This is a genomic window from Curtobacterium sp. MCBA15_001 (assembly GCF_001864835.1).
Classification (GTDB): Bacteria; Actinomycetota; Actinomycetes; order Actinomycetales; family Microbacteriaceae; genus Curtobacterium.
In genome coordinates this window covers 57,775-83,388 of record NZ_MJGI01000002.1, presented here as the reverse complement: position 1 = coordinate 83,388, position 25,614 = coordinate 57,775, and the positions used below count along the sequence as shown (strand labels likewise).

At 70.0% G+C, this 25,614-nt stretch carries 26 protein-coding genes and 1 riboswitch; of the genes, 13 read left to right on the top strand and 13 right to left on the bottom strand.

Going from position 1 to position 25,614, the window contains the following annotated elements:
* Nucleotides 1-242 precede the first annotated feature (242 nt).
* Both BIU90_RS17760 and BIU90_RS00430 read left to right on the top strand, forming a co-directional pair.
* Nucleotides 243-1,313: a CHAT domain-containing protein gene (locus tag BIU90_RS17760; RefSeq protein WP_083403562.1), complete on the top strand. Its 1,071-nt coding sequence runs from the start codon at nucleotides 243-245 to the stop codon at nucleotides 1,311-1,313.
* Between the two features lie 57 nt (nucleotides 1,314-1,370).
* Nucleotides 1,371-1,832: a phage tail protein gene (locus BIU90_RS00430; protein ID WP_071298267.1), complete on the top strand. Its 462-nt coding sequence runs from the start codon at nucleotides 1,371-1,373 to the stop codon at nucleotides 1,830-1,832.
* 28 nt (nucleotides 1,833-1,860) lie between these two features.
* On the opposite strand, the gene map is transcribed toward BIU90_RS00430, so the two are convergent.
* On the bottom strand, nucleotides 1,861-2,631 hold the full coding sequence (gene map / locus BIU90_RS00425; protein ID WP_071298266.1) for a type I methionyl aminopeptidase: 771 nt from the start codon (nucleotides 2,629-2,631) through the stop codon (nucleotides 1,861-1,863).
* A 33-nt stretch (nucleotides 2,632-2,664) separates the two neighbouring features.
* Between map and BIU90_RS00420 the strand changes: the two genes are divergently transcribed.
* On the top strand, nucleotides 2,665-2,931 hold the full coding sequence (locus tag BIU90_RS00420; RefSeq protein WP_071298313.1) for a helix-turn-helix domain-containing protein: 267 nt from the start codon (nucleotides 2,665-2,667) through the stop codon (nucleotides 2,929-2,931).
* Between the two features lie 47 nt (nucleotides 2,932-2,978).
* Nucleotides 2,979-3,308: a hypothetical protein gene (locus BIU90_RS00415; protein ID WP_071298265.1), complete on the top strand. Its 330-nt coding sequence runs from the start codon at nucleotides 2,979-2,981 to the stop codon at nucleotides 3,306-3,308.
* Between the two features lie 97 nt (nucleotides 3,309-3,405).
* Here the strand turns inward: BIU90_RS00415 and BIU90_RS00410 are convergent, their stop codons facing one another.
* From BIU90_RS00410 to BIU90_RS00385, 6 genes are all read right to left on the bottom strand, one after another.
* Nucleotides 3,406-3,693: a hypothetical protein gene (locus BIU90_RS00410; RefSeq protein ID WP_071298264.1), complete on the bottom strand. Its 288-nt coding sequence runs from the start codon at nucleotides 3,691-3,693 to the stop codon at nucleotides 3,406-3,408.
* Nucleotides 3,694-4,029: 336 nt separating this feature from the next.
* A complete protein-coding gene (locus BIU90_RS00405; RefSeq protein WP_071298263.1) occupies nucleotides 4,030-4,806 on the bottom strand; it encodes an isocitrate lyase/phosphoenolpyruvate mutase family protein in 777 nt (258 codons plus the stop codon).
* 47 nt (nucleotides 4,807-4,853) lie between these two features.
* Nucleotides 4,854-5,420, bottom strand: coding sequence for a formaldehyde-activating enzyme (locus BIU90_RS00400; RefSeq protein ID WP_071298262.1), 567 nt, complete (start codon nucleotides 5,418-5,420; stop codon nucleotides 4,854-4,856).
* Nucleotides 5,417-6,559 carry an MFS transporter gene (locus BIU90_RS00395; RefSeq protein ID WP_302847379.1) on the bottom strand — a complete coding sequence of 381 codons (1,143 nt, stop codon included), beginning with the start codon at nucleotides 6,557-6,559 and terminating at the stop codon, nucleotides 5,417-5,419. Before BIU90_RS00395 ends, BIU90_RS00400 begins: the two co-directional genes overlap by 4 nt.
* 253 nt (nucleotides 6,560-6,812) lie before the next feature.
* Complete coding sequence (locus tag BIU90_RS00390) at nucleotides 6,813-8,279, bottom strand: NAD-dependent succinate-semialdehyde dehydrogenase (protein WP_071298261.1); 1,467 nt, start codon at nucleotides 8,277-8,279, stop codon at nucleotides 6,813-6,815.
* Entirely contained in the window at nucleotides 8,273-9,391 is a 1,119-nt protein-coding gene (locus BIU90_RS00385) for a zinc-binding dehydrogenase (protein ID WP_071298260.1), read from the bottom strand. The genes BIU90_RS00390 and BIU90_RS00385 overlap by 7 nt, the downstream gene beginning before the upstream one ends.
* A gap of 153 nt (nucleotides 9,392-9,544) precedes the next feature.
* Between BIU90_RS00385 and BIU90_RS00380 the strand changes: the two genes are divergently transcribed.
* On the top strand, nucleotides 9,545-10,732 hold the full coding sequence (locus tag BIU90_RS00380; protein WP_071298259.1) for a MalY/PatB family protein: 1,188 nt from the start codon (nucleotides 9,545-9,547) through the stop codon (nucleotides 10,730-10,732).
* Nucleotides 10,733-10,741: 9 nt separating this feature from the next.
* On the opposite strand, the gene BIU90_RS00375 is transcribed toward BIU90_RS00380, so the two are convergent.
* Together BIU90_RS00375 and BIU90_RS00370 are read right to left on the bottom strand one after the other, a co-directional pair.
* A complete protein-coding gene (locus tag BIU90_RS00375) occupies nucleotides 10,742-10,945 on the bottom strand; it encodes a hypothetical protein (protein ID WP_071298258.1) in 204 nt (67 codons plus the stop codon).
* Between the two features lie 26 nt (nucleotides 10,946-10,971).
* Complete coding sequence (locus BIU90_RS00370; RefSeq protein WP_071298257.1) at nucleotides 10,972-11,454, bottom strand: GNAT family N-acetyltransferase; 483 nt, start codon at nucleotides 11,452-11,454, stop codon at nucleotides 10,972-10,974.
* A gap of 68 nt (nucleotides 11,455-11,522) precedes the next feature.
* Here BIU90_RS00370 and BIU90_RS00365 point away from each other — a divergent pair, with 68 nt between their 5' ends.
* Entirely contained in the window at nucleotides 11,523-12,404 is an 882-nt protein-coding gene (locus BIU90_RS00365; RefSeq protein WP_071298256.1) for a LysR substrate-binding domain-containing protein, read from the top strand.
* A 19-nt stretch (nucleotides 12,405-12,423) separates the two neighbouring features.
* Here the strand turns inward: BIU90_RS00365 and BIU90_RS18015 are convergent, their stop codons facing one another.
* From BIU90_RS18015 to BIU90_RS00345, 4 genes are read right to left on the bottom strand one after another with little or no spacing between them, the layout of a single operon-like run.
* A complete protein-coding gene (locus BIU90_RS18015; RefSeq protein ID WP_071298255.1) occupies nucleotides 12,424-12,681 on the bottom strand; it encodes a hypothetical protein in 258 nt (85 codons plus the stop codon).
* A complete protein-coding gene (locus tag BIU90_RS00355; RefSeq protein ID WP_071298254.1) occupies nucleotides 12,678-13,160 on the bottom strand; it encodes an FBP domain-containing protein in 483 nt (160 codons plus the stop codon). Before BIU90_RS00355 ends, BIU90_RS18015 begins: the two co-directional genes overlap by 4 nt.
* 40 nt (nucleotides 13,161-13,200) lie before the next feature.
* Nucleotides 13,201-13,938 carry a M56 family metallopeptidase gene (locus BIU90_RS00350; RefSeq protein WP_071298253.1) on the bottom strand — a complete coding sequence of 246 codons (738 nt, stop codon included), beginning with the start codon at nucleotides 13,936-13,938 and terminating at the stop codon, nucleotides 13,201-13,203.
* Between the two features lie 25 nt (nucleotides 13,939-13,963).
* A complete protein-coding gene (locus tag BIU90_RS00345; RefSeq protein ID WP_071298312.1) occupies nucleotides 13,964-14,338 on the bottom strand; it encodes a BlaI/MecI/CopY family transcriptional regulator in 375 nt (124 codons plus the stop codon).
* Between the two features lie 119 nt (nucleotides 14,339-14,457).
* Nucleotides 14,458-14,561, top strand: a riboswitch (glycine riboswitch).
* A 169-nt stretch (nucleotides 14,562-14,730) separates the two neighbouring features.
* Between BIU90_RS00345 and gcvT the strand changes: the two genes are divergently transcribed.
* From gcvT to BIU90_RS00310, 7 genes are all read left to right on the top strand, one after another.
* Nucleotides 14,731-15,873 carry a glycine cleavage system aminomethyltransferase GcvT gene (gene gcvT / locus BIU90_RS00340; RefSeq protein ID WP_071298252.1) on the top strand — a complete coding sequence of 381 codons (1,143 nt, stop codon included), beginning with the start codon at nucleotides 14,731-14,733 and terminating at the stop codon, nucleotides 15,871-15,873.
* A gap of 4 nt (nucleotides 15,874-15,877) precedes the next feature.
* Complete coding sequence (gcvH, locus tag BIU90_RS00335) at nucleotides 15,878-16,255, top strand: glycine cleavage system protein GcvH (protein ID WP_071298251.1); 378 nt, start codon at nucleotides 15,878-15,880, stop codon at nucleotides 16,253-16,255.
* On the top strand, nucleotides 16,252-19,188 hold the full coding sequence (gcvP, locus tag BIU90_RS00330; RefSeq protein ID WP_071298250.1) for an aminomethyl-transferring glycine dehydrogenase: 2,937 nt from the start codon (nucleotides 16,252-16,254) through the stop codon (nucleotides 19,186-19,188). The genes gcvH and gcvP overlap by 4 nt, the downstream gene beginning before the upstream one ends.
* Before the next feature lie 519 nt (nucleotides 19,189-19,707).
* Nucleotides 19,708-21,348, top strand: coding sequence for an ABC transporter substrate-binding protein (locus tag BIU90_RS00325; RefSeq protein ID WP_071298311.1), 1,641 nt, complete (start codon nucleotides 19,708-19,710; stop codon nucleotides 21,346-21,348).
* A 230-nt stretch (nucleotides 21,349-21,578) separates the two neighbouring features.
* The gene (locus tag BIU90_RS00320; protein WP_071298249.1) at nucleotides 21,579-22,508 is read left to right on the top strand and encodes an ABC transporter permease; all 930 of its coding nucleotides are present in this window, start codon (nucleotides 21,579-21,581) and stop codon (nucleotides 22,506-22,508) included.
* Nucleotides 22,498-23,448 (top strand): ABC transporter permease, encoded by a 951-nt coding sequence (locus tag BIU90_RS00315; protein WP_071298248.1) that lies wholly within the window; start codon nucleotides 22,498-22,500, stop codon nucleotides 23,446-23,448. Before BIU90_RS00320 ends, BIU90_RS00315 begins: the two co-directional genes overlap by 11 nt.
* Nucleotides 23,445-25,187 carry an ABC transporter ATP-binding protein gene (locus BIU90_RS00310; RefSeq protein WP_071298247.1) on the top strand — a complete coding sequence of 581 codons (1,743 nt, stop codon included), beginning with the start codon at nucleotides 23,445-23,447 and terminating at the stop codon, nucleotides 25,185-25,187. Before BIU90_RS00315 ends, BIU90_RS00310 begins: the two co-directional genes overlap by 4 nt.
* Nucleotides 25,188-25,614 lie beyond the last annotated feature (427 nt).

Genomic DNA, 25,614 nt, shown 5'->3' with positions numbered 1-25,614 from the left:
TTGGGACGAGATGCTGAGTTGCGCTCGGCCGCCGCGCTTGCTTGCGTGTCGAGGTGAGTGAGTGGTGAGGCCGGAAGGTCCTATGTTCGCTCATGCTTTGACAGAAAAGGTCTCCGCGCATCACGGCAAGGCGAGCTTCGCGTATGGCGCTTCCACGATGCGCCTTCAGCCTGTCGTGAAGTCACGTTGCTTGCTTGGGGAGAGGTGTTGACCGCGTTCGCGGTAGATGGAATGCTGGCTGCATGGAGCGCATCGTCGTCTGGGACAGAAGTACCGAGGATCTTGGGTTTGCTGAAATAGAGGTCAAGAGCATCCGAGCGCTACACGGCGGTAGTACCGAGGTCGTCGAGGTGCCGTCCTCCGTTGATTGGGAGGATCTTGGTGCCTTCGTCGGCTCGGTAAAGCCAACTGTATTTCATTTCATCGGTCATGGATCGGCGAATGGATCGCTTGCGCTGTCCGAGGACCTTCGTCGTTCCTCATCGGATCTCATTCGACTTGTTCGTGCAGCCTATTCGGGCCTGCGCGGGGTGTTCTTGAGCGGTTGTTTCACCGCGAATCCAGGTCCAGAATTGCTGGCGGAACTCACTCCGGCAGGCGGATGGCTGGTTGGAACCACTGCTGCCGTGGAGGATGAGCTCGCTGCGCAATATGCTGGGCATTTCTACAGACAGCTCCTAAATGTGAACGCGGACCCTGCTCGTGCAGATCAGGTGGCTTCTGCATACGTTGTGTCTGATTGGGTGGAGCTTCCTCCGCACCGAGTGTGGGTATCGCACTCCAACCTACCGCCAGTGTCACAAATGGCACAAGACATTCACATCGCTCTAAGACAGATCCTGGACCGCCCTGCGTTCAAAATCGAAATGCGTCAAGAATTTTCTCTCCAGCAGGTTCTAGACGCCCTCGACGACGTGAGTCACGCGCTCGGTACGGGCCAAGTGCGCTCAAGGAGGTGGCGCACTGTTGTCGATCCTGCTTCATTCCCTCCAGAGTGGCTGCAAGATCGAGCTATCCAGAAGTTCGTGGGGTCGGCACATAGGGCCATTGTGAATGTGCGACACGCACTCGCTGACCTCGACGGCTTTTTGAACGGGGCAGACAATGTGGGGAATGTCGTCGCGCAACTCACTGATAAAGAGTTGACGGCGGTGATGGAGTTGTCGAATAAAATTGATCATTCCAGGAATGTCATTCTCAAGGAAGTAAACAGGCTGTTGGTGTCAAGGCAAGTGCTACCCCTCCCTCCGATACCTTTGTCTTTCAGTGCGCAAGAGCTTGCGGCGGCGAGACGACTGAGCAACGGTGACTGAGCAAGTCTGTGGCGTGAGAACTTCGCCGCGACGGACTATGAGCGCTACCGTGCTCCCATGACGTACACGGTCGACTTCGTCGATGTCTCCACGACGGGCCTCGAGACCTCCCCGGTCGCCGACGCCCTAGCCGGCCTCCGCGCGAACGAGGCCCGGTACTACAAGAACAAGTACGACCGCGTGTTCGTCACGAGCACGGTCGACGAGGCGCCCGAGGTCCTCGCGTACATCGAGAAGGTGCTCAAGGACGAGCGCGACATCGTCATCGCGTCACCCGCGCTCGAGGTCTCGGCGTTCGAGGTCGACGGCCTGAAGATGGCGTACGTGTTCTACGAGTCGGGCCTCGCGATCAACGTGATGTACGCGATCGAGGACGGCGGCAAGCGCGCGGTCGGCTTCAAGCTCTCGATGGGCATGGACGTCCCCGACGAACTGAGCTCGTTCAAGTTCGCCCGGCAGCGGTCGAAGTTGGCTGGGGAGATCCGCGGCTCGTACTTCGTCGTCAAGGGCCAGTACTAGGAACGGGCAGTACCAGGAACGGACAGGGCTAGCCCCGCACCGTCAGCACCTCGGCGCCGTCCTCGGTGATCGCGATGGTGTGCTCGCTGTGCGCCGTCCGCGCTCCGGTGGCACTCCGCAGCGTCCAGCCGTCGTCGTCGGTGACCAGCTCGTCGGTGTCGGCCATCACCCAGGGCTCGAGCGCCAGCAGCAGCCCCGGCCGCAGGGTGTAACCACGCCCCGGACGCCCGTCGTTCGCGATGTGCGGGTCGCCGTGCATGGTCGACCCGACGCCGTGTCCGCCGAACTGCAGGTTGACCATGAACCCGGAGGACCGCAGCACCGCCCCGATCGCCGCTGACAGGTCACCGATCTTCGCGCCGGGGACCGCGGCGGCGATGCCGGCGGTCAATGCGCGCTCGGTCGTCTCGATCATCGCCAGGTCTGCAGGGTCGGCGGTGGTGCCGACCACGAAGCTGACGGCGGAGTCGGCCACGACCCCGTCGAGCGACACGGCGAGGTCGAGCGTCAGCAGGTCGCCGTCGCGCAGGACCTGGTCGCGGGGGAGGCCGTGCAGCACGGCGTCGTTCACCGAGGTGCAGATGTAGTGCGCGAACGGTCCGCGCCCGAACGACGGTGCGTAGTCCACGTAGCAGGACACCGCACCGGCCTCGAGGATCATCGACTTCGCCCATGCATCGATCTCGAGCAGGTTCGTCCCGACACGGACGCGCTGCTGCAGCGTGTGCAGGATGCGTCCGACGAGTGCTCCGACCGCGCGGGCTCGGGGGAGTTCGGATGGTGTGAAGACCTCGATCATGCCGACAACTGTACCGGTATTAGTATGGGCGTCATGGTCCGTCTCCCGCTCACACCCGCCGACGTCGAACGTGGGCGGCGGCTCGGGGAGATGCTCCGTCGAGCACGCGGCGAGCGGTCGATGCTCCGCGTGGCACTCGACGCCGGGGTCTCCCCGGAGACGCTCCGCAAGATCGAAACCGGCCGTGTGGCAACGCCGGCGTTCCCCACGATCGCAGCGATCGCCGACGTCCTCGGGCTCTCCCTCGACGCAGTCTGGTCCGAGATCTCCGACCGCACATCCGCCCAGCGCGCCTCCTGAACGCCCACGCAACAGCCGATGCCTAAGGTCCACGCAGGAGGTGGATCGTGAAGTACATCAACTACGACGGCAGCGTCATCATGACGGGCGACCGCATCGCCGAAGCGCTCGCTGACTACGCGGCGGTGCTCGGCGCCAACGGACGGACCGACTCGGTCCACGTCCCGACGATCGGCGCGGACGGATCGGTCGAGTCGACGACGGTCCTGGTCGGGCCGGCGAGCGAGCTCGTCCTGACCGCAGCGCCCGACGACGAACTCGACATCGAGGACCGCGACTTCATCCGCCGACTGCGTGACGCAGCGGCGCACGCCGGCCCGGACCTCCCGCTCAACGCGGACGGCCGCACGCCCTTCGAGGGCGCCGACGGCCCCTGACCGGCAAGCGACCACCCATCGAGAACGACAGAACGCCGCCCCGAGGGACGGCGTTCTGTGCTTCGGCGCGGACGAGGATCCGGCCGGGAGGCTCCACTCAGGCTGCGAGCGCGAGCTCCGACCGGCGGATGGTCGCCGCCTGCAGCAGGGTGCGGCTCGACTCGCCGAGCCACGGCCGTCCGGGGACGGTCCAGCCGGCCTCGCCGTCCACCGCGACACGGGTGCCGGGGGTGACGAAGACGTCGAGCGTGTCGACCGGCACGCGCACGAGGTACTCGCGCTGGGTGCGGTCGTCGCGGACGGGGAACTCCGCGATGCGGTCAGGGGTGATGACGGGGGCCGACGTGGCGGTCCCCGCGATGGTGATGCGTTCGTTGCTGGTCATGGTGCTGTTCTTCCTGGTCTTCTGGCCTCTCCGCGATGCGGTCCGGTGGACGACTGGTGTCGCATCGGTCGCTCGTGCGGGGGCATGCACGTCGGAGATCGACGTGCTGCTCGGCCTGGTCCAACGAGTGGACGTGCGGCGGAGCGGTGGTCCCGTGGGAATGCGACTCGGGTGAGTCGGCTTCGAGACGGTTCGGTGTGCGCGAGTCAGATGGGTTCGCTGCAATGCACCAACTGAGAACTGTACACGAAGAACGCCCCGGCGTCCACACTCGACCGGAAGACGGACGGGAGGCGCGTGGCGGACCCGCCACGCGCCTCCCGTCTGGTCGGTCGGTCAGTTCAGGGCGGGGGTGTCCTCCGGCACGACGCCACCGCCGTACAGGTCGGTCGCCAGGTCGCGCAGCGCGCGGAGCGCGACGCGCTGCGTCAGCGGGCCGTAGGAGATGCGGGCGACCCCGAGGGCTTCGTACTCGGCTGCGGGCAGGGCGCCGGGCAGGCCGATGACGCTGAGGTTGCCGTGGCCGAGTCCCTCGACGAGGCGCTCCACGACGTCACGCTGGATCGCGCCGGGGACGAAGACCAGCGGCGCGCCGGCGTCGAGGAAGGCCTTCCCGCGGGCGATCGCGTCCGCGATGCTCTCGTCCAGCGGTCGGTCGCCGCCCTTCGCGATGGCGTCCGTCCGGGCGTTGAGCTGGAACGGGACGCCCTCCTGCTCCGCGGCGCGCATGATCGCGGCCACGCGGTCGACGGCCTCGTCGAACGGACGCAGGCGGTCCTCGACGTTCGCGCCGACGACACCGAAGCCGATGGCACGGCGGATCGTCTCGGCCGGGTCCTCGTACCCGTCGTCCAGGTCAGCGGTGACGGGCAGGTCGACGGCCTCGGCGACGACCCGTGCGCCCTGCAGTGCGAGGTCGAGGGGCATGCCGCCGTCGTCGTACCCGTACGACGCGGCGATCGAGTGTCCGGCGGTCGCGATCGCGCGGGTCTCGGGCAGGGCTGCGACGGTCTTCGCGCTGATCGCGTCCCACACGTTCACGACGCGGAGGATCTCGGGGGCTTCGTGCAGGGACTTGAGGGTCGACGCCTTGTCGGCGGTGCTCGTGCTCATGGCACCGACAGTAGGCGTGCGTGCCGCAGGGCGGCCGGAGGTCCGGATCACCCGCCGTGGTGGAACGGGTTCCGCAAGCGGTCGCGGTCGGCCAGGTGTCGCGCGGTCACCGACTCGTCGCGGCCGACGGCGGCTTCGCTGACCGCCGAGCGGACGGCGTCCCGAGTCGCACGGCGCACGGCGGTCTCGTCGGTGGCGTCGCCGTCGATCCAGAGCGCGACGAACACGAGCACCTCGTTCGTCGCGGGGACCAGTCCGTCCGCGGCGGCGTCGAGCGCGCCCTGCGCAGCTCCGAGCTGTGCGGCGCCGGAGACGAGCCCCGCGGCGTCGGGGGTGACCGGCGCGGTCTTGTTGAGGAGCAGGACCGGCGGCAGGACGGTCTCGTACGAGGGCTGGTCCGGGCCGACCGTCGCGAGGATCGGCGTGAACCCCTCGCGCGGCTGTGTCAGGGCGCCGAGGAGCGAGGCCGCCGTGGGGGAGCCGCGTCGGGCGAGGACGACGTTCACGTGGACGCCGTTCGGGGCGAACCCGCCCCAGCCCTGGGCGATGCGGCCGTCGAGGTCGTCGAGGTCCTGGAGGTCGTCGAGGTCGTGGGTGTCGTTGCGGGTGTTCATCGGTGGTTCCCTTCGCGGCGGACGAGGTGCGGGCCGACGCCGGCGATGCTGCCGGTCTCGGTGAGTGAGCGTCGGGCGGTCTCCGGGGCCAGCCGCAGCGAGACGACCCCGCCGACCAGGCACACGACCACGAGGACCGCGAGCGTCCATGACAGTCCGAACGCCCCGAGTGCGACGGGCAGGAGGAACGTGCCGATCGCCGCGCCGACGCGGGACATCGCGCTCGCGAAGCCCATGCCGGTGGTCCGGATCGCGGTCGGGAAGACCTCGAGCGGGTAGACGCCGGGCAGGATGCTCATGACGCCGTAGAAGAGCAGGTAGCCGAAGAAGCAGACCACCGTCACGGCGACGGGCAGGTGCAGGGTGCCGCTCAGCGCCACGACCGCCAGGAAGACCGCGGTGGCGAACATCGGGATCACCAGGAGCGGACGTCGGCCGACCCGGTCCACCAGGAGCCAGCCGGTCGCCGCACCGACGAGGGCGACGAGGGTGCCGAGCAGGGCGGCGCTGATCGGGTCCTCCAGGCCGATGACCCCGAGGACCTCGGACTGGAAGAACGCCAGGGCGAAGTACGGCACGACGATGCACATCCAGAAGACGCTCACGAACACCGTGCGGGCGAGGTAGTCGCGGACGAACAGCGACCGGAAGGCCGTCGGGACGGAGCCGTCCTCGCGGTAGTCCTCGTCGTGGATCGTCGCCCCGACGGCGGCGAGCGACGCGGTGGCCTCGTCCACACGGCCCTGCGCCACCAACCAGCGGGGTGACTCGGGCAGGCCGTGCCGCAGGCAGAGGATCACGATCGCCGGGACGGCTGCGGTCGCGAGTTCGACGCGCCAGAGCTCCGGGTGCGCGCGGAGGAGCACGAACCCGATCAGGAAGGACAGGACGTACCCGACGTTCCAGAGCAGCTCGAGGAGCCCGAGGTGGTGCCCACGGTCCTGTGCGCGCGTGTACTCCCCGAGCAGCGGGGAGCCGATCGCGTAGTCGCCCCCGACCGCGACACCGAGCAGGACCCCGAGCGACACGACGTGCCACAGCTGGGTGACCCCGAGCATGAGCACCGCGGCGACGAGGAACACCAGCAGGTCGACGATGAACATCGTCTTCCGGCCGATGCGGTCGGTCCAGTACCCGATGGCGGGCCGCCGACGATCGTCCCGATGAGCGTCGACGAGGACACCAGCCCGAGCTCCGTCGGCGTGAGTGCCAGGTCCTCGCGGATGCTGCCGGCGGCGATCACGGCGGCGATGGCCGCGAAGACGAAGCCGTCGAGGAACATGCCGCCCCCGGTCGCGGCGGTGAGGCGTCGGAGGAACCGCTTGCGCTGTGCAGCGCCGGTCCCGGACACGTCAGCGCCGCTTCCGCCGCCTGCGCGTGCGGTCGTGGCGGTCACGAGCGGTCCACCGCGAGGTAGACGGTCTCGAGGTACTCCTCGATGCCCACGTGCCCGCCTTCGCGACCGAGCCCGGACTGCTTGACGCCGCCGAACGGTGCACCTGCCTCGGACACCAGCCCCCGGTTCACGCCGATCATGCCGGCCTCGATCCGGGTGCCGAGGTCGAGCGCCCGGGCGACGTCCCGGGTGTAGACGAACGCCGCCAACCCGTACTGCGTGGCGTTCGCCAGGGCGACGGCCTCGTCCTCGCTGCCCACGACCGTGATCGGCGCAACCGGCCCGAAGACCTCTTCGCCCGAGATCCGGGACCCCGGCGCGACGTCGGTCAGGACGGTCGGGCGGTAGAAGTACCCGGCACCCTCGACGCGGGAGCCGCCGGCGCGGACGACCGCCCCGTCGGACACCGCGGCCTGCACGAGCGCATCGACCTTCTCGACCGAACGAGCGTCGATGAGCGGCCCGATCGTGGTGGTCGGGTCGGCGCCCGGGCCGGGCACCAGTGCTTCGACCCGCTCGACGAACCGCGCGGTGAACTCCTCGGCGACCGCGGCGTGCACGATGAACCGGTTCGCCGCGACACAGGACTCGCCGCCGTTCCGGAACTTCGCGAGCATCGCGCCCTCGACCGCAGCGTCGACGTCGGCGTCCTCGAGCACGATGAACGGACTGTTGCCGCCGAGCTCCATCGACGTCCGGAGCACCTGGTCCGCAGCCTGGCGCAGCAGCGTCCGGCCGGCACCGGTCGATCCCGTGAAGCTGACCTTGCGCAGGCGCGGGTCGGCCATGAGCGCTGCCGACTGGGCGGCCGCGTCCGTCGTCGGCACGAGGTTGACGACCCCGGCGGGGACGCCCGCTGCCTCGAGCACCTCGACCAGGAGCGCCGAGGTCAGCGGGGTCTGCGCGGCGGGCTTCAGCACGACCGTGCACCCGGCGGCCAGGGCGGCCCCGATCTTCCTGGTGCCCATCGCGAGGGGGAAGTTCCACGGGATGACGAGGTACGACGGCCCCACCGGACGCTTCGTCGTGAGGACGTGGAACGCTCCCGACGGCGCGGTGCCGAAGTCGCCGTGGACGTGGGCGGTCTGCTCGGCGAACCACCGCAGGAACTCCGCGCCGTAGGCGACCTCGCCCCGGGCCTCGGCGAGCGGCTTGCCCATCTCGGCGGTGATCACCGCGGCGAAGTCGTCGGTCCGGCGGACGACCTCGTCGAAGGCCCGGCGCAGGACCTCGGCGCGTTCGCGTGGCGCCGTCCGTCCCCAGGCGTCCTGCGCCGCGTGGGCGGCGTCGAGTGCTGCGAGTGCGTCCGTGACGGAGCCGTCCGCGACCTCGGCGAGGGGGTGCATGGTCGCCGGGTCGTCCACTGTGAAGGCGCCCGCCGCGCGGCGCCACACGCCGCCGACGAACAGGCCCGTCGGGACCGAGACCCCCACGACGTCTGTGCGTCCGGCCCGGCTCACCATGCGATCGCCTCGTCGTGCACGATGACGCCGCGGCTGAGTCGGCCGGCAGCCATGTCCTCGAATGCCTCGTTCACCTGGTCGAGCCGGTAGGTCTTCGACACCAGCCGGTCGATCGGCAGCGCGCCGCGACGGTAGAGCTCCAGGATCCTGGGGATGTCGACGGACGGCCGGCTCGAGCCGTACAGGCACCCCGTGACGACCCGTTCCGAGCGGACCAGGTCCGGTCCGGGGAGGGACGGACGGGCGTCCGGCCCCGGGACCCCGACACACACGACCGTGCCGCCGGGGACGGTGGCGCGGAAGGCGGTGTCCAGGATCCCCGGAGCACCGACGGCGTCGATCGCGACGTCCGCGCCGTCGCCGTCGGTGAGCGCGAGGACACGGTCGACCAGGTCGTCCCCGGGAGCGAGCGTCGCGGTGGCGCCGAACTCGACGGCGACCGCGCACTTGTCCGGCACCGGGTCGACGACGATCACCTGCGCTGCGCCGGCGAGTGCGGCACCCATGACCGCGGAGAGCCCGACACCCCCGGCACCGAACACCAGGACCGACTGCCCCGGCTGGACCCGTGCACGGTTGACCGCCGCGCCGTACCCGGTCAGCACGGCGCACCCGACGAGGGCGGCGAGCCCGAGCGGGACGTCCTCGGGGATCTTCACGGCGCTCGCCGCGGGCACCACCGTGTGGGTCGCGAACGTCGACAGGAACGAGTAGTGGTTGACGTCCTGACCCTGGTGGTGGAGCCGGACCGTGCCGTCGAGCATCGTGCCGGCCAGGAGCGCCGGAGCCGCCGCGGTGCAGAGCACCGGACGTCCGGCGGCGCAGTGTCGGCAGTGGCCGCAGTTCGGCATCCACGACAGCGCGACGTGGTCGCCCGGCTGGACGTGCTCGACGTTCGCCCCGGTCGCGACGACGACTCCGGCGCCCTCGTGCCCGAGGACGGCCGGCAGCGGCGACGGCGTGTGACCGGACCGCGTGTGGGCGTCGGACGCGCACACGCCGCTGGCAGCGAGTCGCACGAGCACCTCGTTCGGGCCGGGGTCGTCGAGGTCGAGCGGGACGATCCGGAACGGCGCGTCCGTGTGGGTGAGCAGGGCGGCTTCGATCTGCAACGCAGTCTCCTCATCGAGCTGTGGTTCGGTGCGGGCGGCACCGACACCGGAACGCTACCATTTCAGATACTGGTCGTGAAGACGGGCACCCAAACGACGTGCGATGACGTGCGGACTCGCGCCGAGCCTCCTGGCCGGTGCATCCTGGGACGCATGCCGCACGACGACCAGGACCCCGTCGGCACGCTCCGCGGGGTCCGCACGAGCATCAAGTGGACGCGCTACGCGCCCGACGTGCTGCCGTTGTTCGTCGCGGAGATGGACCACGAGGTCGCGCCGGAGATCCGGCAGGCGCTCGTGGAGCGGGTGCAGCAGTCGGACCTCGGCTACCTCGACGGTCCCGGGCCGCTCGCGCCGGCCTTCGCGCGGTTCGCCGCGGACCGGTGGGGCTGGGACCTCGACCCGGCGCGGGTGTACCTGGCGACCGACGTCAGTGTGGGCATCGTCGAGACCCTGCGCCTGGCGCTGCCGGAGGGCGGGCGTGTGGCGATCACGCCGCCGGTGTACCCGCCGTTCTTCGAGCTCGTCGAGGAGGCCCGATGTCAGGTCGAGGAGGTCCCGCTCACGGAGCAGTGGGGCGTCTACCGGCTCGACCTCGCCGGCCTCGAACGGGCGTTCGCGGACGGGGTCGGTGTGTTCCTGCTCTGCAACCCGCACAACCCGATCGGCCTGGTGCACGACCGCGCGGACCTGATGGCGCTGGCCGAGCTCGCTGCGCGGTACGACGTGCTCGTCGTCTCGGACGAGATCCACGCGCCACTGACCCACCCGGGCGTGCAGTTCACCCCGTTCGCGTCGATCGCGGCGGACGCGGGCGCTCGCAGTGTGTGCGTGACCTCGGCGAGCAAGGGGTGGAACCTGGCCGGGGTGAAGTGCTCGGTGATCGTCGCCGGGGACGACCGGACCGCGGCGCTGCTCGACACCCTGTGGGAAGAGGTGGCCTGTCGGACGAGCATCCTCGGCCTGCACGCCAACCTCGCGGCGTTCTCGCTCGCGGTGGGGTGGCTCGACGACGTCATCGACCGGATCGTGGCGAACGACCGGCTGCTCGCGAAGCTCCTGGCCGAGCACCTGCCCGGGGTGGTCTACTCGCGGCCGCGCGCCGGCTACCTGGCCTGGCTGGACTTCCGCGGGCTCGGGCTGGGGGAGGACCCTGCGGTGCAGCTGCGGGAGCACGCCTTCGTCGCGCTGAACTCCGGACTGCCGTTCGGCGCCGAGGGGCGGGGCTTCGCGCGGATCAACCTGGCGTGCTCACCGGACACCCTGCGCGAGGCCGTGCTGCGGATCGCCGCCGCCTACCCGTCGAGTGCGCAGGAAGCGGTGGTCTGGCACACGGCCTGACCGGCAGGGTCAGGCGTCGATGTACTGGTTCCGGCCGACGACGCGGATCGACAGCTCGACCTCGCTGGACGGGACCTCCTCGGTGAGCGACACCCATTCCCGGGCGACGAACCCGACCGACGGCCAGCGGGACACCTCGGTCACCAGGAACCCGTCGATGAACACCTGCCACATGCCTGCGTCCCGGACTGCCTGGACCTCGTGCGTCGCCATGCCGGAATCGTAGCGGGACTGGTCCGTCAGAGGTCGAGCACCATCGCGACGTCGGCCCGGGCGTAGGGGCTCACGTGCCGTTCCTCCGGTGCGAGGTGCCGGAAGCCGGACGTCTCATAGAGGTGCACGGCGCTCCCCAGCGCGGAGTTCGTCTCGAGCGTGACCCGGCGCGCTCCGAGCTCCCGCGCGCGGTCGATCGCCGCCCGGATCAGCCGCCGGCCGGTGCCGTGTCCCTGGTGGTCGTCGGCGACCGCCATCTTCACGAGCTCGAACACGCCGTCGCCCTCAGGCGCGATGCCGACGCACCCGACGACCACGTCCCCGAGGCGGGCGACGAACACCGCGCCGCCCGGCTCCACGACCCGGCCGACCGGGTCACCGAGGATCGCACGGTCGGCGTCCTCGAGCGCGAAGAACCGGGTGATCCACGCCTCGTTCAGCGTGCGGAAGGCCACGGCGTCAGCGGGGGTGGCGAGGTCGTCGATCACGACGGAGGCAGTGTCGGGCATGCCTCCATCCTGCGACGCCGAAGAAGTCCGGTCCAATACTCGTTCACGCCGATCGATACGCTGTGTGCATGGATTCCCGCGACGTCGACCTCCGGCACCTCCGCGCCTTCCTGGCGGTGGCGGACACACTGCACTTCGGTCGCGCGGCCGAGCAGCTGCACATGGCGCAGCCGGCGCTGTCGCAGCAGATCCGGCGCACCGAGCGGGCACTCGGCGTCGACCTCTTCGTGCGCACGTCGCGCAGCGTGGCGCTCACCCCCGCCGGTCGGGTGCTGCAGGGCCGCGCCCGGTCACTCGTGGCGCAGGCGGCACGGGACCTGGACGAGGCGGTCCGCGTCGGGCGCGGTGAGGTCGGCCGGCTCGACGTCGGGTTCGTCGTGTCGGCGCTGCCGCTCGGGCCGATCGAGCGCGTGCAGCGGTTCCGCGAGCAGCACCCATTGGTCCGAGTGGAGCTCACCGAGGGCTACACCTCGCGGCTGCTCGCCCGGGTCGTCCGCGGCGAGCTCGACCTGGCGGTGGTCCGCGACCCGGACCCCACCGACGGCGTCCGACTGACCCCGTTCCGCCGCGAGCGGTTCGTGGCAGCGGTCCCGCGCGGGCACCGGTTCGCCGACCGGTCGGCGATCGCGGGCAGCGAGCTGGTCGACGACCCGTTCGTGTTCTTCCCCGCCGAGGCCGGGTCGCTGGCGACGGCGCGCAACCTCGCTCCCGTGCTCCGGGACGGCCGGGGTCCGGTGGTGGTGCAGGAGGCGACGACGTGGGCGACCGTGCTGCACCTGGTGGGCGTCGGCCTCGGTGTGACGGTGGCGCCGGCGAGTGCGACCCTCGCCGCGCCGGACACCGTCGTGCTGCTGCCCCTGACGGGGACCCACGAGAGCGAGCTGTGCTGGGCCACCCGCGCCGACGACGACCGGCCGGTCCTGCACGCGTTCATCGACGCCGCTGACTGAGCTGCCGCCCGGGCCGGGATCAGCCCAGCGGCAGCACCGGTGCGCGGTGCGCGCCCAGTTCGTCGTCGCGCCAGGGTCGCCGACCGCGCAGCGCGAGCCCCACCTGCGTCAGCACGAACGCCACGTGCGGTTCGACGTCCGGGTCCCACGGGCCCTCGACCCCGAGCCCGAACGACCCGAGTTCGTCGTCCGCCTCGTCGGTGATCGCGAGCCGCCAGCGTCCTTCGCCGAGGTCCTCGACCACGGCCCACCGCGCCGTCGCGAAGCGCCCGGTCACGCCGTCTTCATGATGTCCGCCGTGAAGTTCTGCACGCGCTGCAGCAGGGCCTCGCCGCGCATGGCGATCGTCGCCGGCGGGTTGAGGTGCGGTGGCGCGGTGCGGATGAGCATCGAACACCCGAGGTCCTCGCAGATGTAGGTGCCGATGGTGTTGCCGTTCCGGCCGGACTCGCCAGCGCGCGCGGCGGAGAACAACCGCACCTGCGTGGCCGGCTGCGGGGAGTGGCAGAACGAGCACATCGCCGCGATGCCCGGTCGCAGGGAGCCACCCGCCGAGCGCACGACGATGCCGACGGCTCGGTCGTCGATCCACGACACGATGTACCCGCGGCGCGCGGCCTGCGGGTCGCGCCAGCCGAGGAACTCACGATCGCCCCAGAGCATCTCGTGCAGGCCGGGGATCGGGAGCTGCGCGAGTTCGTCCGGGGTGGCGTTGACGAACGACGAACGGATGTCTGCTTCGGTCAGTGGCTTCACGGTGGGATCACCCTATGCCTCGGCTCCGACACGCGTCGCTTCAGGTCAGACGGGAGGCTCGGATCGCCGCGAGCGCGCTGGTCGCGTCCGCCACCAGGACGGCCCGTCGCACCGCCTCGCGTCCGACCCGGCGCGCGGCCGCGTCGTCGGCGGCGAACTCGACGAGCACGCGCGTCGAGCGCGCCATGGCGCGCGCGCCCGGCACCCACGGGACCGCACGCTCGATCGACTCGGCGACCGCGACGACCGCCGCGTGGTGCTGCTGCAGGTGGGCGCGTTCGTGGGCGACCACGGCCTCCAGTTCGTCGGTCTGCAACCGCGCGGCCAGCCCGGAGCTCACCAGCACCCCGCCGCTGCGTCCCGGGACGGCGCAGGCGAGCGCGTGGTCCGCCTCGACCACCGCGACGAGCGTGCCGTCGATCTCGCGGTGTGGGGCGGCGCCCTGCCGCATCGCCTCGCGGACGGCACGGTGCTCGGAACCGGGGCGGACGCGCACGGCGACGACGAAGGCGACGACGGCCAGGACAGCGACGCCGACGTTGAAGCCGTGGGTGGGGGAGTCGCCGATCGCGAACGGGTCGCTCAACGGACCGTCGGCGAGGACGACGAACGCGATGCCGAGGACGAAGCCGACCACGCCGACGACCACCGCGAGCGACCACGCGAGCAGGGCCGTCCGGGGCCGGTCGATCGTCCAGGCGGACCGCGTCAGGACGCGCGGGGCCAGGACGACGACGGCCAGGGCCATCGCGACCAGGACGACGCCGGTGACGACCACGCTGCGTGCTCCCGCCGTCGCTGGGTCAGGAGCGGGCGCGGGCGTCGAGCGCGCGACGCAGCACGTCGAGGTCGTCCGAGGCCAGTGAGCCGGTGAACTGCAGGAGCGCTGCCTCGCGGTCGGACGCGGCGGCCAGGGCGGTCGACATCAGCGACGCGGTCTGTTCCTCGCGGGAGTGCGTCGCGCGGAAGGTCAGCGGCGCCTCGGCGTGCTGTTGCCGTTCGACGGTGCCCTTGCGGCCGAGGCGGTCGAGCACGGTGAGCACGGTGGTCAGTGCCGGGCGGGGCTCCGGGAACGCGTCGAGGACCTGACGTGCCGTCAGCCCGCCGTCCGCCGACCAGAGCGCGTCGAGCACCGCCTGTTCGAGCTGCCCGCGCGGGCGTTGCCGTTGTCCTGCCACGGAGGTCACTCTACGAGATGTCGAAGGGTCCGGACGGTGCCCGGCCGAACGCCCGGATCCGTCACGTGCTCGAAACGTTCGCTCGGTAGAGTGTGGGGACAACAGAACATCGAGGCCGATCACCCGCCGCGGGAGACGCCGTCCGCCACCGCTCGTCGGTGCGTCCGGCACCGAAGGAGCAACCTCCCCGCCAATCTCTCAGGTCCAACACCGCAGCGGGCAGGCCACTCTGAAAAGCAGTCGACTCGCGTGCCCTCCGGGTGCGGACCGACTCGCCCACGGTGAAAGCCGCCGGACCTCACGGGCCGCGGTGAAACTCTCAGGCCCATGACAGAGGGGGAGTTCGTGCCCGACGACGGTCGTCGGGTCCTGCCCGTCAGGAGAACTCCGTCATGTCCGATCCCCTCGACACACCCCTGCGGTCGTCGCCGCTCGAAGCCGTGCACGAAGCCGCCGGTGCCGCGTTCACCGACTTCGCCGGGTACCGGATGCCCGTGCGGTACTCCTCCGACCTCGCCGAGCACCACGCCGTCCGCCAGGCCGCCGGGGTGTTCGACCTGTCCCACATGGCCGAGATCGGCGTGAGCGGCCCCCAGGCCGTGGCGTTCCTCGACCACGCGCTCGCCGGGGCCTTCGGCGCCATGACCGTCGGCCGGGCGAAGTACTCGCTGCTGCTCGGCGAGGACGGCGGCATCCTGGACGACCTGGTCGTGTACCGCACCGACGACGACGTCTACCTGGTGGTCGCGAACGCCGCCAACCGGTCCGTCGCCGTCTCCGCGCTGCAGTCCCGGGCGGACGGCTTCGACGTCGTCGTGTCGGACGACTCGGACACCACCGCGCTCGTGGCGATCCAGGGTCCGGCGGCCGCGGGAACCCTCGACGAACTCGTGGTCGAGGACCGGTTGCAGCTGGAGACCCCGCTCGACGAGCTGCGCTACTACCGCGTCCTGCACGCCACGTTCGACGGCTCCGAGGTGCTCGTCGCCCGCACCGGCTACACGGGCGAGGACGGCTTCGAGGTCTACTGCGCCCCCGACGTCGCCCCCGTGCTCTGGGACGCCCTGCTCGAGGCGGGTGCCCCGCGGGGGGTCGTTCCCGCCGGGCTCGCCGCGCGGGACACCCTGCGGCTCGAGGCCGGCATGCCGCTCTACGGGCACGAGCTCGGCGTCGACGTCCGTCCCGCGCAGGCCGGACTCGGCCGGGTGCTCGCTGCTTCCGGTTCCTACGTCGGGTCGTCCGGCGTCGCGCCCGCAGAGGACGCACCCATGCTCGTCGGGCTCGTGATGGAGGGCCGCCGCGCTGCCCGTGCCGGGTACTCGGTCCTGCACGAGGGTGCGACGGTCGGCACCGTGACCTCCGGCGCCCTGTCCCCGACCCTCGGGCACCCCGTGGCGATGGCGTTCGTCGCGCCGTCGGTCGCCACCGGGGGACAAGTCCTCCACATCGACGTCCGCGGTACGGCCATCCCCGCGACCGTCACCCCGTTCCCCTTCTACCGCCGCCCCGCGCTGCGCTCATCAGAATCGAGCTAGATCCATGACCGACCAGACCGCGCTGCAGTACACCAAGGACCACGAGTGGCTCTTCGTCCAGGGCGACGTCGTCACCGTGGGCATCACCGACCACGCCGCCGAACAGCTCGGTGACGTCGTCTACGTCGAGCTCCCCGCCGTCGGCACCGCCGCCACCGCGGGCGACCAGCTCGGCGAGATCGAGTCGACCAAGAGCGTCGGTGAGCTCTTCGCCCCGATCGAGGGCGAGGTGGTCGAGGTCAACGACGCCGTCGTCGACGCCCCGGACACGGTCAACCACGACCCGTTCGGCGCCGGCTGGCTCGTGAAGATCAAGGTCGAGGGCACCGACTTCCCCGGCGACCTGATGGACCACGACGCGTACCGGGCGTTCGTCGCATGACGCGCGACGACCGGAACCTGCAGACCACGTTCGCCGACCGGCACATCGGCACGACCCCGGCCGACCAGCAGACCATGCTCGACGTGGTCGGACGGACGTCGCTCGACGCCCTGGTCCGCGCGGCCATCCCCGAGTCGATCCACGCTGCGCCCACGCACGCGTCGTCGATCCCCGCAGCCATCGGGGAGACCGAGGCGCTCGCCGAACTCCGTGCGATGGCGTCGAGGAACACCGTCCGGCGGTCGATGATCGGCCTCGGGTACCACGGCACCCACACCCCCGCGGTGATCCAGCGCAACGTGCTCGAGAACCCCAGCTGGTACACCGCCTACACGCCGTACCAGCCCGAGATCTCGCAGGGCCGACTCGAAGCCCTGATCAACTTCCAGACGATGGTCGCCGACCTGACCGGCATGGCCACCGCCGGGGCGTCGATGCTCGACGAGGGCACCGCCGTGGTCGAGGGCATGCTGCTCGCCCGACGCGCGTCGAAGGTCAAGGGCGACGCCTTCCTGGTCGACGCCGACCTGCTGCCCCAGACCCGCGCCCTGCTGGACCACCGCGCCGACGCCGTGGGGATCAGCCTGCGGACCTTCGACGTCGTCGACGGACCCACCGACGCCCAGCTCGACGGTGCCTTCGGTGTCGTGCTGCAGTACCCGGGCGCCTCGGGCCGCGTCGTCGACCCATCCGCGGTCATCGAGCGTGTCCACGCGGGGGGCGGGATCGCGGTCGTCGCGGCGGACCTGCTCGCGATGACGCTCCTGGCGAGCCCGGGGGACCTCGGTGCCGACGTCGCCGTGGGGACCTCGCAGCGCTTCGGCGTCCCCCTCGGCTTCGGTGGCCCGCACGCCGGCTACCTGGCCGTCCGCGCCGGCCTCGAACGCCAGCTGCCCGGCCGTCTGGTCGGGGTGTCCTTCGACGCCGACGGCGACATGGCCTACCGACTCAGCCTGCAGACCCGCGAGCAGCACATCCGGCGCGAGAAGGCGACGAGCAACATCTGCACCGCGCAGGTGCTGTTGGCCGTCATGGCGTCGATGTACGCCGTCTACCACGGGCCCGAGGGTCTGCGCTTCATCGCGAACCGCGTCGCACGCTCGGCCTCGGCGCTCGCCGACGCCGCGCGCGAGGCCGGCGTGCAGGTCGTCTCCGACGCCTTCTTCGACACGGTCGCCCTCCGACGGGCCGGTGGTGCGGACGCGATCGTCGCCGCAGCAGCCGAGCGCGGGTACCTGCTGCACCGCGTCGACGCCGACACCGTGCAGGTGTCCGTCGACGAGACGACCACCCCGGAGGACCTGCGGGCCGTCATCGCGGCGCTCCATGCCGCTGCCGCTGCCGGGGTGGGACCGGACCAGCAGGCCGCCGAGGCCGCCGTGCGGGACGCGACCCCGAGCCTCCCGGCCGACCTGGCGCGGCAGAGCGAGTACCTGACCCACCCGGTCTTCAGCGCGCACCGCAGCGAGACCCGCATGATGCGCTACCTCAAGCACCTGGCGGACAAGGACTACGCGCTCGACCGGGGCATGATCCCGCTCGGCAGCTGCACGATGAAGCTCAACGCCGCGACCGAGATGGCAGCCGTCACCTGGCCCGAGTTCGCGAACGTGCACCCCTTCGCCCCGATCGAGGACGTCACCGGGTACCTGGCGATGATCGGCGACCTCGAGACCTGGCTGGCCGAGGTCACCGGCTACGACACCGTGTCCCTGCAGCCGAACGCCGGCAGCCAGGGTGAACTCGCCGGACTGCTGGCCATCCGCGGGTACCACCGGTCCCGCGGCGACGACCAGCGCACGGTCTGCCTCATCCCGTCGAGCGCCCACGGCACCAACGCGGCGTCCGCGGTGCTCGCGGGCATGCGGGTGGTCGTCGTCGCGTGCGACGAGAACGGCAACGTCGACCTGGCGGACCTCCGTGCCCGCGTCGCCGAGCACGCCGACACCCTCGCAGCGCTGATGATCACCTACCCGTCGACCCACGGTGTCTACGAGCACGACATCCGGCTCGTCTGCGACGCCGTGCACGACGCCGGCGGTCAGGTCTACGTCGACGGCGCGAACCTCAACGCCCTGCTCGGTCACGCGCGCTTCGGTGACTTCGGCGGCGACGTCTCCCACCTCAACCTCCACAAGACCTTCTGCATCCCGCACGGCGGCGGCGGCCCGGGTGTCGGACCCGTCGCGGCGAAGGGGCACCTCGCACCCTTCCTGCCCGCGCACCCCATGGCGCAGCAGGACGACCGTCGACCGGGCTCGTCCTCGTCCTCGTCCGATCGGCTGGCGCACGCCGGCGGACCGGTGAGCGCTGCGCCGTACGGCAGCCCGAGCATCCTGCCGATCACGTGGGCCTACGTCCGGATGATGGGCCTCGAGGGGCTGACCCGGGCGACCGAGGCAGCCGTGCTCGGTGCGAACTACATCGCCGCACGCCTGCGTGACGCCTACCCGGTGCTGTACACCGGCGCGTCGGGCCTGGTCGCGCACGAGTGCATCCTCGACCTGCGGCCCCTCCGCGAGTCGACGGGCATCACCGTGGACGACGTCGCCAAGCGCCTGGTGGACTACGGCTTCCACGCCCCGACCATGTCGTTCCCCGTCGCGGGCACGCTCATGGTCGAGCCCACCGAGAGCGAGGACCTGGCCGAGATCGACCGGTTCGTCGACGCGATGCTCGCCATCCGCGCCGAGGCAGCCGCCGTCGAGCGTGGAGAGTGGCCGGCGGACGACAACCCGCTCGTGGGCGCTCCGCACACGGCGTCGTCGGTGATCTCGGGTGAGTGGTCGCACGCCTACACCCGCGAGCAGGCCGTCTACCCGCTGCCGGGGATCGTCGGGCGGAAGTACTGGCCGCCGGTGCGCCGCATCGACCAGGCGTACGGGGACCGCAACCTGGTGTGCGCGTGCCCGCCGGTCGAGGCGTTCGCGTAGGGACGGTCGCGTCCGAACGCAGTGCGAAGGCCCGGAGTCGGTGACTCCGGGCCTTCGTGCCGTTCTGGTGTGGGGCTGTGGGGCTGTGGGGATGTGGGTCATCCTGCTCTGGGCGCTCCGACCCCTACACCATCACGGTGTCCGGATGGAGCGGTCCTTTCGTCCAGAGTGTGGATTGTTGCATCGAGCCGTCGCCCAGCGCGCTCATGGCACGCGCTGCACGATGCCCGCCGAAATGCGGACCGTCCGGTGCGTGACACCACCCCCGGACGAGTGGCACACTGCGAGGAAGTCTTCCGAACTGCAACGAAGATGATGCACATGCAACAAACCAGCTTGTTCTGCCCAGAATCGCGGACTTCTTGCACGTCAGTGCAAGGATCCTGCAAGTTGGTTACCAGTGTGTAACCGATCGTTCCTGAGTTTGGCGCGTGATCGCCGTGCTGCCTACGCTGCAGATGTCACACGCGCCCGGCGACACCTCTGTGCCTGGCGCGACCCATGCACCAGGAGGAACTCTTGATCAAGAAGCGCGCTGGGCTCGCAGCCCTCGCCGTGCTCGGGGCCACAGCACTCGCCCTGGCCGGCTGCTCCAGCAACAGCGGCGGCAGCGGCTCCGGCTCCAGCTCCAGCTCCGGCTCGACGAACGCCGCAGGCATCGTCACCACCAACGGCAGCGAGCCCCAGAACCCGCTCATCCCGTCGAACTCCACCGAGACCGGTGGCGGCAAGATCATCAACGCGATGTTCGAGGGCCTCATCTCGTACGACGCCAAGGGCAAGCCGGTCAACGAGATCGCGAAGAGCATCACCACCGATGACTCGAAGACCTACGACATCAAGCTCAACACGAACTTCACGTTCACCAACGGCGAGAAGATCACGGCGGAGTCGTTCACGAAGGCGTGGAACTGGGCCGCTCAGTTCTCGAACGCGCAGGGCGCGAGCTACTTCTTCGAGAACATCCAGGGGTACAACGCGGACGCTGACTCCGAGCTCACCGGCCTCAAGGTCAAGAGCGACGACGAGTTCACGGTCACGCTGAACTCGGCGCAGTCGGACTTCCCGCTGTCGCTCGGCTACTCGGCCTTCATGCCGCTGCCGTCGGACTTCTACAAGGACACCAAGGCGTTCGGTGAGAACCCGATCGGCAACGGCCCGTACAAGTTCGCCTCGAGCTCGGCGTGGACGCACAACCAGTCCATCAAGCTCGTCACGAACAAGGACTACGAGGGCAAGCGCAAGCCGAAGAACGGTGGTCTGACGATCACGTTCTACACCTCGCAGGACACCGCCTACGCCGACGTGCAGGGTGGCAACCTCGACGTCCTCGACGCGATCCCGGACAGCGCCTTCCAGACCTACAAGTCCGACTTCCCGGACTCGAACGTCAACCAGGCGGCGGCGATCTTCCAGGGCATCTACCTGCCCTACTACCTCGACCACTGGAAGGGTGAAGAGGGCCAGCTCCGTCGCGAGGCGGTCTCGATGGCGATCAACCGCAAGCAGATCACCGACAAGATCTTCGACGGCACGCGCACCCCGGCCAAGGACTTCACCTCCCCGGTGATCTCCGGCTGGAACGGCGACCTCAAGGGCTCGGACGTCCTCGAGTACAACAAGTCCGAGGCGAAGAAGCTCTGGGCCGAGGCCGACAAGATCTCGCCCTACAACGACACCCTCACCATCTCGTACAACGCCGACGGCGGACACGAGGCGTGGGTGACCGCGGTCACGAACTCGATCTCGAGCACGCTCGGCATCAAGGCGCAGGGCAACGCGATCCCGACGTTCCAGGAAGCCCTGGACATCCAGAAGAACGACAAGCTCACGGGCGGCAGCCGCACCGGTTGGCAGGCCGACTACCCGTCGCTGTACAACTTCCTCGGCCCGACCATGGGCAAGGGCTCGTCGAGCAACTACGCGCGCTACGACTCGGCGGAGTACAACAAGCTCCTCGCTGAGGGTCGCTCGGCGTCGTCGGTCGAAGAGGGCAACAAGATCTTCGACCAGGCCCAGGAACTGCTGTTCAAGGACCTGCCCGAGATCCCGCTCTGGTACTCGAACGTCACGGGTGTCTGGTCCGCCGACAACGTGTCGAACGTCAAGTTCGGCTGGGACTCCGTGCCGCTGTACTACGACATCGAGGTCAAGAAGTAACACCAGGCTCTCCACGGAGATCCACCGCTGAGCAGGTATCCTGCTCCGCGACCACCGGACGGGGGTTCGGAGACCGACGGTCTCCGGGCCCCCGTACCACGGCGGAACCACCTTCCCCACCACCGCGGGCGCCGCCGCCCGCACCGGACACCCGTGCCGACCCTCGGACCGTCCACCCTCACGACAATGAACCTGAACCACATGCGCGCTGCGCAGGACCGGGCGATCTGATGCTCTGGTACCTCGGCAAGCGCCTCCTGCAACTCATCCCGGTCTTCTTCGGGGCCACGTTCCTCATCTACTTCATGGTCTTCTCGCTGCCGGGTGACCCGATCGCCGCGCTGTTCGGCGATCGCCAGCCGTCGCCGCAGGTGATCGCGCAGCTGCGTGCCGAGTACAACCTGGACAAGCCGTTCATCATCCAGTACCTGCTCTGGATCGGCGGCGTCTTCCGCGGCGACCTCGGCGTGACCTACTCGGGTCTGCCCGTCTCGCAGCAGCTGGCGCAGGCGTTCCCGATCACGGCACGCCTGGCGATCCTCGCGCTGGTCTTCGAGTCGGTCGCCGGCATCGTCGTCGGCGTCGTCGCCGGCCTGAAGAAGGGCAAGTGGTTCGACGCCACCGCGCTCGTCGTCTCGCTGCTGCTCATCTCGGTCCCGACCTTCGTCGTCGGGTTCGTGCTGCAGTACGTGTTCGGCATCCAGCTCGGGTTGTTCCGCGTGACGGTGTCCGGTCAGGCGCCGTGGTCCGAGCTCGTGCTCCCCGCCATCGTGTTGGCATCGGTGTCGTTCGCGTACATCGTGCGCCTGACCCGAGCCAGCGTCGCCGAGAACATGAGCGCCGACTTCGTGCGCACCGCGACCGCGAAGGGGCTCGCCCGTCGTCGTGTGGTCGGCGTGCACATCTTCCGCAACTCGCTGATCCCGGTGGTCACGTACCTCGGTGTCGACATCGGCAACCTGATGGTCGGTGCGGTCGTCACCGAGGGCATCTTCAACATCCGCGGCGTCGGTGGCACCGTGTTCCAGGCCGTCAAGCTCGGTCAGGGTCCCACGGTCGTGTCCTTCGTCGCCGTGATGGTCATCATCTTCATGCTCGCCAACCTCCTGGTCGACCTGCTCTACGCCGTCCTGGACCCGAGGATCCGCTATGCCAAGTAACGCCGAGTCCCGATCCGCGACGCACTTCGTCGCGCCGCTCGAGGAGACCCCGCTCCAGGCGATCGACCAGGTCGACGAGTCCGAGAAGACCCGCTCGCTCTGGACGGACGCGTGGGACTCCATGCGGACCCGTCCGACGTTCTGGATCTCGTCGGCCCTGATCCTGCTGATCATCGTGGTCGCGCTGTTCCCCGGCCTGTTCACGCACGTCGACCCGCGGGCCGCCGACCTCAACAACAGCGACGGCGGTCCCCGTGCCGGCCACATCCTCGGCTTCACCCGCCAGGGCAGCGACGTGTTCGCCCGTGTCATCTGGGGAGCGCGCAGCTCGCTGATCGTCGGCATCGTCGCGACCGTGCTCGTCTCGATCGTCGGCATCGTGATCGGTGCACTGGCCGGCTTCTACGGCGGCTGGCTCGACACGATCGTGTCCCGCATCGGCGACATCTTCTTCTCGATCCCCACCGTCCTCGGTGCGATCGTGATCATGTCGGTGATCCCCGCTCGGAACGCCATCACGGTGTCCCTCGTGCTCGCCGCCTTCGCCTGGCCACAGATCGCCCGCATCATGCGCGGCGCCGTGCTCAGCGCGAAGCAGGCCGACTACGTGATGGCCTCGTCGGCGCTCGGTGTCAGCCGGTTCGCGACGCTGGTCCGCCACGTCATCCCGAACTCGCTCGCGCCGGTCATCGTGGTCGCCACGGTGTCGCTCGGTTCCTTCATCGTGGCCGAGGCCACCCTGTCGTTCCTCGGCATCGGTCTTCCGCCGTCGGCCCTCAGCTGGGGTCTCGACATCGGGACGGCCCAGCAGTCGATCCGCACGAACCCGTCGACGATCTTCTGGCCGTCGGCAGCCCTGTCCATCACCGTGCTCGCGTTCCTGCTCCTCGGCGACGTGGTGCGCGATGCGCTCGACCCGAAGGCGAGGGCCCGTCGATGACCGAGACGCTCACCGAACCCACCACCAGCCGTCGTGGGACCCCGGGCACGCCGCTGCTCGAGGTCAAGGACCTGCAGATCGGCTTCCGCACCCAGGGCGGCTTCGTCCAGGCCGTCCGCGGCACGAGCTTCACGCTCGAGCAGGGCGAGCGCCTGGCGATCGTCGGCGAGTCCGGCTCCGGCAAGTCCACCAGCGCGCAGGCGATCATCAAGCTCCTGGCCGGCACCGGCGAGGTGACCGGCGGCTCGATCAAGTTCAACGGGCGTGAGCTCGTCGGACTGACCGAGAAGGAGATGTCCGAGATCCGCGGGAAGGAGATCGGCTACGTCCCGCAGGACCCGATGTCGAACCTCAACCCGCTGTGGTCGATCGGCTTCCAGGTCGAAGAGGCGATCAAGGCCAACGGCATGGCCACGGGCAAGCACGCCATCCGTGCCCGCGCCGTCGAGGTGCTGCAGGAGGCCGGCCTCGGCGACGCCGCCACCCGCCTCAAGCAGTTCCCGCACGAGTTCTCCGGCGGCATGCGGCAGCGCGTGCTCATCGGCATCGGTCTGTCGAGCCGCCCGCAGCTGCTCATCGCCGACGAGCCGACCAGTGCGCTCGACGTCACCGTGCAGCGGGTCATCCTCGACCACCTCGAGACCCTGACGCGCGACTTCGGCACCAGCGTGCTGTTCATCACACACGACCTCGGCCTCGCCGCCGAGCGGGCCGAGAAGCTCGTCGTGATGTACAAGGGCCAGGTCGTCGAGTCCGGGCCGTCGCAGGAGATCCTCGCGAACCCGCAGCACCCGTACACGCAGCGACTCGTCGCCGCGGCGCCCTCGCTGGCGAGCCGACGGATCCAGTCCAAGGTGCAGCACGCGTCGGTGGACATCGCCGACGCCGGCAGCGACGACGCCGAGCTGATCGCCCGCGCCCAGCAGCGCGAGCACCAGCCAGCGAAGGACCTCATCGTGGTGAAGAACCTCGGCAAGGTCTACAAGCTGCGCGGCCGGAACCTCGCCACGCGTGAGTTGAAGGCCGTGGACGACGTGTCGTTCGCGATCCCGAAGGGCACCACCACGGCGCTCGTCGGCGAGTCCGGCTCGGGCAAGTCCACCGTCGCCAAGCTCGTCCTGCAGCTCGAGAGCATCACGAGCGGCACCGTCCAGTTCGACGGCATCGACATCGGCGCGCTGAAGGGCAAGGAGCTCTTCGACTTCCGCCGCCGCGTCCAGCCCGTGTTCCAGGACCCGTACGGCTCGCTCGACCCGATGTACAACGTCGGCAACACGATCGCCGAGCCGCTCGCCACGCACAAGGTCGGCGACAAGGCCAGCCGTCGAGCCCGTGTGCTCGAGCTGCTCGACCAGGTGGCCCTGCCGAAGTCGATGGTGAACCGCTACCCGAACGAGCTCTCGGGTGGGCAGCGGCAGCGCATCGCCGTGGCTCGGGCGCTCGCGCTCAAGCCCGAGGTGATCGTGCTCGACGAGGCGGTGTCCGCGCTCGACGTGCTCGTCCAGGGGCAGATCCTCGACCTGCTGACGGAGCTGCAGTCCGAGCTCGGCCTGACCTACCTCTTCATCACGCACGACCTGGCGGTCGTCCGCCTCGTCGCGGACAACGTCTGCGTGATGCGCAAGGGGCAGATCGTCGAGAAGGCGACGACCGACGAGGTCTTCGCCAACCCGAAGCAGGAGTACACCCGCGACCTGCTGGCCGCCATCCCCGGCGCCAGCTTCGAGTTCGGTCGCTGACCGACCTGGTCGCCACACGGAACGCGTCGTCCCACTGCGGGTCGGCGCGTTCCGTCGTTCCGGCCGCAGCTCCGGCCTGGAGGCCCGCCCCACCCCCGCCTCGCCCCGCACCCGGTCACGCCCACGACCCACACCCCTGCCTCGCCTCGCCTCGCCTCGTCACGCGAGCGGGCGGAACACCAGCGTGCGACGCATCCGGCACCACGAGTTCTCGCCCGCTCGCGCTCGGCAGCCGAGCGACCTCCGCTCGGCCGTTCCGCGAGCGGGCGGAACACCCGCGTGTGCGACGTCCCGACTGCGCGTTGTCGCCCGCTCGGATCCGGGCGGGCGGGCGTCAAGGGAGGAACCGGCCCGGGCGAGCGGGCGAGGACGGGCGCAGACGGGCGCGGGCGAGCGGATGGGCGCGAGCGAGCGGGCGAGGACGGGC

Bases quoted from the DNA above. Each gene is read 5' to 3' on its own strand.
- BIU90_RS00400 (WP_071298262.1), bottom strand. From the start codon at position 5,420: ATGAACACCCGCAACGACACCCACGACCTCGACGACCTCCAGGACCTC.
- gcvH (WP_071298251.1), top strand. From the start codon at position 15,878: ATGACCGACCAGACCGCGCTGCAGTACACCAAGGACCACGAGTGGCTC.
- BIU90_RS00410 (WP_071298264.1), bottom strand. From the start codon at position 3,693: ATGACCAGCAACGAACGCATCACCATCGCGGGGACCGCCACGTCGGCC.
- BIU90_RS17760 (WP_083403562.1), top strand. From the start codon at position 243: ATGGAGCGCATCGTCGTCTGGGACAGAAGTACCGAGGATCTTGGGTTT.
- BIU90_RS00315 (WP_071298248.1), top strand. From the start codon at position 22,498: ATGCCAAGTAACGCCGAGTCCCGATCCGCGACGCACTTCGTCGCGCCG.
- BIU90_RS00370 (WP_071298257.1), bottom strand. From the start codon at position 11,454: ATGCCCGACACTGCCTCCGTCGTGATCGACGACCTCGCCACCCCCGCT.
- BIU90_RS00430 (WP_071298267.1), top strand. From the start codon at position 1,371: ATGACGTACACGGTCGACTTCGTCGATGTCTCCACGACGGGCCTCGAG.
- BIU90_RS00420 (WP_071298313.1), top strand. From the start codon at position 2,665: ATGGTCCGTCTCCCGCTCACACCCGCCGACGTCGAACGTGGGCGGCGG.
- BIU90_RS00365 (WP_071298256.1), top strand. From the start codon at position 11,523: ATGGATTCCCGCGACGTCGACCTCCGGCACCTCCGCGCCTTCCTGGCG.
- map (WP_071298266.1), bottom strand. From the start codon at position 2,631: ATGATCGAGGTCTTCACACCATCCGAACTCCCCCGAGCCCGCGCGGTC.
- BIU90_RS00375 (WP_071298258.1), bottom strand. From the start codon at position 10,945: ATGGCGACGCACGAGGTCCAGGCAGTCCGGGACGCAGGCATGTGGCAG.
- gcvP (WP_071298250.1), top strand. From the start codon at position 16,252: ATGACGCGCGACGACCGGAACCTGCAGACCACGTTCGCCGACCGGCAC.
- BIU90_RS00380 (WP_071298259.1), top strand. From the start codon at position 9,545: ATGCCGCACGACGACCAGGACCCCGTCGGCACGCTCCGCGGGGTCCGC.
- BIU90_RS00390 (WP_071298261.1), bottom strand. From the start codon at position 8,279: ATGGTGAGCCGGGCCGGACGCACAGACGTCGTGGGGGTCTCGGTCCCG.
- gcvT (WP_071298252.1), top strand. From the start codon at position 14,731: ATGTCCGATCCCCTCGACACACCCCTGCGGTCGTCGCCGCTCGAAGCC.
- BIU90_RS00320 (WP_071298249.1), top strand. From the start codon at position 21,579: ATGCTCTGGTACCTCGGCAAGCGCCTCCTGCAACTCATCCCGGTCTTC.
- BIU90_RS00405 (WP_071298263.1), bottom strand. From the start codon at position 4,806: ATGAGCACGAGCACCGCCGACAAGGCGTCGACCCTCAAGTCCCTGCAC.
- BIU90_RS00310 (WP_071298247.1), top strand. From the start codon at position 23,445: ATGACCGAGACGCTCACCGAACCCACCACCAGCCGTCGTGGGACCCCG.